The sequence below is a fragment of the Ideonella sp. P3_A4 genome, from assembly GCF_056403075.1.
In genome coordinates this window covers 1-5,113 of record NZ_JBFUGE010000428.1, presented here as the reverse complement: position 1 = coordinate 5,113, position 5,113 = coordinate 1, and the positions used below count along the sequence as shown (strand labels likewise).

The following is a 5,113-nucleotide window of genomic DNA, read 5'->3' as shown; positions in this document are numbered from 1 at the left end:
GCACAGCGGCATGCCGCGGCGACGCGCGAGTTCTACCGCAGCGAGTTCACTGCGCGCGACGCCCCGGCCGTCGTCGAGGCGCCGCTGCGATCAGCCGCCCCGTTGCCGCCGGCCGTGCCGATCCGCGAGCTGAGGCAACGGCTGGAGCGGGAGTTGTCGCAACTCAGCCGGCTGCGCCAGGCGGAGGCAGCAGCGCCGGCGTCGACTCGTGCTCTGCGCGCATCGTCGTCGCGGCGCGCCGCCTGGCACCGCCGCTGGTCGGGCTGGTGGCAAGCCCTGTGGACCGCACCAACGCGCAAGCACCTGAACCCACAGTCGATGCAGACGTTGCCATCCGATTTCGACCCCGCGCAGTACCTGGCGCTGAACGCCGATGTCGCCCGCACCGGCATCGATGCCGCGGCGCACTACGCCCAGTTCGGCCGCACCGAAGGCCGGCGTTACCGGCTCTGACCGCCTCTTCCTCTCTTTCACATGCTCCGCCCTCGCCTCGTCCTGCACATCGGTACCCACAAGACCGGCACCAGCGCATTGCAAAGTGCGCTCGACGGCGCGCGCAGCGCGCTGCTCGGTCATGACCTGCTCTACCCCGACACGCGCCGCGCGCCGTGGCCCGACCTGCCGAAACACTGTTCGGTCTACCAGGCCGCTGTGTCGGGTGATGCCGCGCTACAGGCCCGCGAGCGCGATGCGCTGTTGAGCGAATTCGAAGCCAGCGGCGCGCACACGCTGCTGATCAGCGAAGAAGGTTTGTCGGAGCCCGACGAGCGGATCCCGTCGTTCTTCGCGCCACTGGCCGAGCAGTTCGAGATCGAGGTCATCTGCCTGCTGCGCCGGCAGGACCTGTTCGTCGAAGCGCTGTTCAACCAGTTCGTGCGCGAAGGTGCGCGCCGCGAGTCGCGCCCCATCCTCACGTTCGCGCGCGGTCGCGCCACCCGCGGCCGGCTCGACTACCACGCGCTGCTGTCGCGCTGGGCTGCGCGCGGCGCGCGGGTACGGGCGCTCGATTTCGATGGCCCCGGTGTGCGGGGGCCCGGTCTGATGACGGCTTTCGAAACCGCGCTGCAGTTACCTCCGCTCGGCCTGCCGGACCGGCGCGCCAACCCGTCGCCCGACATGCGGCTGGCGCTGCTGCTGAACCGCCTGAACCGGCAACGTGTGCCCTACGAACTGGCGCCACTGCTGCACGCCAGCCGCGGGCTGGCCCATGGCGGGCTGGCACCGCTGCGGCATCTGCTGGGTGGCGACGAGCGGCGCCGCCTGCTGGCCGAGTTCCAGACAAGCAACGAGCGCCTGGCGGTGGACTTCGGCGTGCACTTCAGCGCCGAGCTGCCGCCCAACGAACCGGCAGCGGCGGTGGAAGACCTGGACCTGGGGTTCACGCTGCAACTGCTGGCCGGTTTGTCGCAAGCCCGGCCCGCGCCAACGACAAGCTGACCTGCGTCAACCCGGCGCGGCAGGCACTGGCACGGCAGCTGCTACGCTGTCGCCATGGCCGAGTTGGAGTTGAAGTTTCAGGTGCCGCCCTCAGCGCGCGCCACGGTTCAGCGCGCTTTGAAGGCGGGCAAGGTGCAGCGGCTGCACCTGCAGGCGCGGTATTTCGACACTGCGGATGGCCTGCTGGCCGCGCAATGCCTGGCGCTGAGGCTGCGCCAGGAAGGCCGTGCCTGGGTGCAGACGCTCAAGGGCAGCACCGGCCACCTCGCCCAGCGTGAAGAGCATGACGTGGCGCTGGGTGCCGTCGGCCGCGATGGCCCTAACCTGGACGTGCAGCGCCACCATGACAGCGCGGTCGGCCAGACGCTGCTGCGCCTGCTGCAAGAGCACCCGGAAGCCGAACTGAAGCAGGTCTATGCGACCGATGTCTGGCGCACCCACCGTGTGGCGACCCGTGGCGGGGCCCGCATCGAGCTGGCGCTCGACGAGGGCCGCATCGTGGCCGGCGATGCGCAGCACACGTTGTGCGAGCTGGAGTTCGAGCTGAAGTCCGGCCCGCCGGCCGCCTTGTTCGAGCTGGCCCAAACCTGGTGCGAACGCCACGGCCTGTGGCTGGACAGCGTCTCGAAGGCGCAGCGCGGCCAGTTGCTCGCCAACGGATTAGCGCATGCCGAAGCGGTCAAGGCCCAAGCACCCACCATCGGCTGCAAAGCCAGCACCGCGCACACGCTGGCGCTGATCGTCAACAGCTGCCTGGCCCAGATACTGCCCAATGCCAGCGAAGTGGCCGCCGGCAGCCCCGCGCCCGAGCACGTGCACCAGCTGCGCGTCGGCCTGCGTCGCCTGCGCACGGCCATGCGCGAGCTGCAGGGATGGGTCAGCTTCGAGTGGCCGCCCGCTGATGTGCAAGCGCTGGAGGTTGCGTTCTCGGCCCTTGGCGCCGCGCGTGACGATCAGGTGGTCGCTGACCACATCACGTCGCGGCTRCAAGCAGCCGGCGCGCCGTGGCCGCATTGGCCGCCCGCCGCCGAAACCCCGGCAGCCCCGCTGGACACGGTGCGCAACCCCTCATTCCAACACGCGTTGATCGGCCTGCTCGCCTACACACACGGCGCGCTGAACCAACCCGACGACGGTGACGCCCCCGACGCCCTGATCGCCGAGCGTCTGCAGCATCTGCACCGCCAGATGACGAAGGCCGCGAAGCGCTTCGCAGCGCTGCCGGTGGAAGAACAGCACCGCGCACGCAAGCGCCTGAAGCGGCTGCGCTATCTGGCGGAGTTCGCCTCATCGCTGTACCGGCGGGCCGATGTCGACAAATACCTGCGCGCGCTCAAGCCGGCACAGGACGCCCTCGGTCAGCACAACGACGAAGCCGTGGCGGAAGCGGCCTACCGCCGCGTGGCGCCAGACGAACCCCGCGCCTGGTTCGCGGTCGGCTGGCTGCTGGCGCAACAGGGCGAATCGGCGCGGCAATGCGCCAAGGCGCTGGGCAAGGTGGCCGAAGCCCAGCCGTTCTGGCGGTCCGGCGGCAAGCGGCCCAAAGCGGGCTGACGCGATTCCTGCACATCCAGCTGCGTTTGCCAGCGAGCGCACGCTTTCGTCCGCCGATACACTCAGCCGATGCGCCGCCTCTTGCTCGTCTGCATGCTGATGCTGTTGCCGCTCCAGTGGAGCTGGGCCGCAGCGGCGTGGTATGGCATGCACGCGGGCCACGACGCACAGGCACCATGGGCCCACACGTCGCTCGAGGCGCCGGCCGACGCGACACCGCTGCCCGGCGACGACACGGCCTCGTCCGATACCGGTGCGGCTGGCGACGGCCCTTGCTGTCATCTGGACGACGCGCAATGGGTCAGCGCGTTGCCGGCCGTGATGTCGCCGCTGCAGGCGGCGCCACCGCGCTTCGAATACTTCGCGCCCACCAGTTCCCACATCCCGGCCGGGCCAGAACGCCCGGACAGATCGCTTGCCGCTTGAATCGGCGGATCGTCACCCCTTCTTCGGACCAACCTTCACGACGACCGCCGAGTTCCTCCCCGTTGGGTCTTTGGCCATCTGGAGAATTCGATGCGAAGCAAGACGCTGGCCCTGGTCAGCAGCCCCCGATCCCCGTCGCTGTCGACGCGTCCGCTGGACGATTCCGCGGCACGCGACACGGCCGAGTTGGTGCGCACGGCGCCCAAGCTCTCCCCCCACCTGAGCACGGTGGCCGACAACCCGCCCGACGCGCACACGCTCTTGCCTCAATGGCGAAGTGACGAGCTGCTGGCCGGCGGCGACGAAGCGCTGATCACCCATGGCGACCAGGTCTACCGGCTGCGCCGCACGACCACCGGCAAGCTGATCCTGACGAAGTAGACGCGCCTCAAGCCGGGTCCGCGGGCCCGGCCGGCAGCCGCATCAGCGGCTGCCCCATGCGGATACGCGATCCCGTCTGAATGCCGTCGGCCAGCGTGAAGCCGGCCGGCGCAAAGACGATGATGGTCGAGCCGTGCTGGAACCAGCCCAGTTCGTCGCCCTTGCGGCAGGCCGCGCGGCAGCTGATTTCGTTCGGGCCACGGTAGCGCACGTGCAGCAGCAGGTTGACGAAGTGCAGGCGCAGGCTCGCGACGAGGATCGCCGCCACCGGCACCAGCGCCAACGGGTGTCCACCTTCGGCCAGCGTCATGCGCAGCACCGCCCGCTCGTTGCGGCAGAACAGCTTTTCGACCCGCTGCAGCGCGATCGGGTTGACGTTCCAGGTGTCGCCCGACAGGTGGGTCACGTGCTGCACCTCGGCGTCGGCCGGCGCGTGGAAGCGGTGGTACATCGCCGAGGTCAGGCGCAAGGTCACGTACTGGCCGTCGTGGAACGGTGAGGTGTCCTGGCTCGGGCCGAACAGGTCGCGCAGCTGGTAGGGGAAGCCCTTGGCCTGAAACACCGTCGTGCCGGCGACCGGCCCACACGCGCCGACGATCGCGTCGCAAGGGCTGGTCAGCACCGCCGGGTCTGTATCGATCGGCCGTGCGCCTTCTTTCAACTCGCGGATGAAGCAGTCGTGCAGGCTGGCGAAACGCTGCTGTTTGGCCTCGCTCAGGTCCAGGTCGGTGAACAAACGCCAGACGGCGATCGACAGCCGGCACAGCAGCGGGCTGCGGATCTGGCTGAACCAGCCCATGAACCGCGTCAGCGCGATGCGCGGCACGCGGTTGGTGAGCAGGAAATTCAGGTCCTCGTGCTGGACCAGGTTTTGCAAAGTGAGGAGTTTCATCGTTGTGTCAATGGAAAGAGGTCTGATCGGCACATCGTTTTCTTGCAGGCGACACATGGACGACACCCTGGCATCCCTGGCATGGCCCGCGCTGCTGCTCGGCGCACTCGGTTGGGCGCTGCCGCGCGCCCGGCGCCGGCTGCAGCTTTCGCGCGCCAAGCACCGCTCGCTCACTGGCCATTCGCGCATGGCCAAGCGGGTCGCGTCGTTGATCCCCGGCTACGCCTATGACGAGGCCGGATTCTTCGGCTCCGACGGCGCGCCAACCGACTGGCAGGCACGCCGCCGCGCCGGCTTCGCACGCCTGGCCGCGACCTACGCCGAGCGCTACCTGCGCAGTGCGGCGGTCACCGCCGAGGCACGCGAATCGCTGCCCGACCTGCAGTTCACCGGCGCTTACCGCGTGCCATTCCAGTACAGCCC

General features: G+C 69.3%; 5 protein-coding genes and 2 pseudogenes. 6 read left to right on the top strand and 1 reads right to left on the bottom strand.

Translation table 11 applies throughout. From position 1 onward, the window contains the following. The 5 genes and pseudogenes from AC1DYI_RS25950 to hemP form a co-directional block, all read left to right on the top strand. Window positions 1-453: pseudogene (locus tag AC1DYI_RS25950) on the top strand (hypothetical protein); the annotation flags it as partial. 21 nt (window positions 454-474) lie between these two features. Then, window positions 475-1,437 carry a hypothetical protein gene (locus tag AC1DYI_RS25945; protein WP_477207015.1) on the top strand — a complete coding sequence of 321 codons (963 nt, stop codon included), beginning with the start codon at window positions 475-477 and terminating at the stop codon, window positions 1,435-1,437. Window positions 1,438-1,491: 54 nt separating this feature from the next. Next, complete coding sequence (locus AC1DYI_RS25940) at window positions 1,492-2,991, top strand: CYTH and CHAD domain-containing protein (RefSeq protein ID WP_477207014.1); 1,500 nt, start codon at window positions 1,492-1,494, stop codon at window positions 2,989-2,991. Window positions 2,992-3,060: 69 nt separating this feature from the next. After that, window positions 3,061-3,417 (top strand): hypothetical protein, encoded by a 357-nt coding sequence (locus AC1DYI_RS25935; RefSeq protein WP_477207013.1) that lies wholly within the window; start codon window positions 3,061-3,063, stop codon window positions 3,415-3,417. A gap of 90 nt (window positions 3,418-3,507) precedes the next feature. Further along, on the top strand, window positions 3,508-3,798 hold the full coding sequence (gene hemP, locus AC1DYI_RS25930) for a hemin uptake protein HemP (protein ID WP_477207012.1): 291 nt from the start codon (window positions 3,508-3,510) through the stop codon (window positions 3,796-3,798). Between the two features lie 7 nt (window positions 3,799-3,805). Here hemP and asd read toward each other — a convergent pair whose 3' ends face one another. Then, complete coding sequence (asd, locus tag AC1DYI_RS25925; protein WP_477207011.1) at window positions 3,806-4,690, bottom strand: archaetidylserine decarboxylase; 885 nt, start codon at window positions 4,688-4,690, stop codon at window positions 3,806-3,808. Window positions 4,691-4,745: 55 nt separating this feature from the next. Between asd and AC1DYI_RS25920 the strand changes: the two are divergent. Beyond that, a pseudogene (locus AC1DYI_RS25920) lies at window positions 4,746-5,113 on the top strand (aminotransferase class III-fold pyridoxal phosphate-dependent enzyme); the annotation flags it as partial.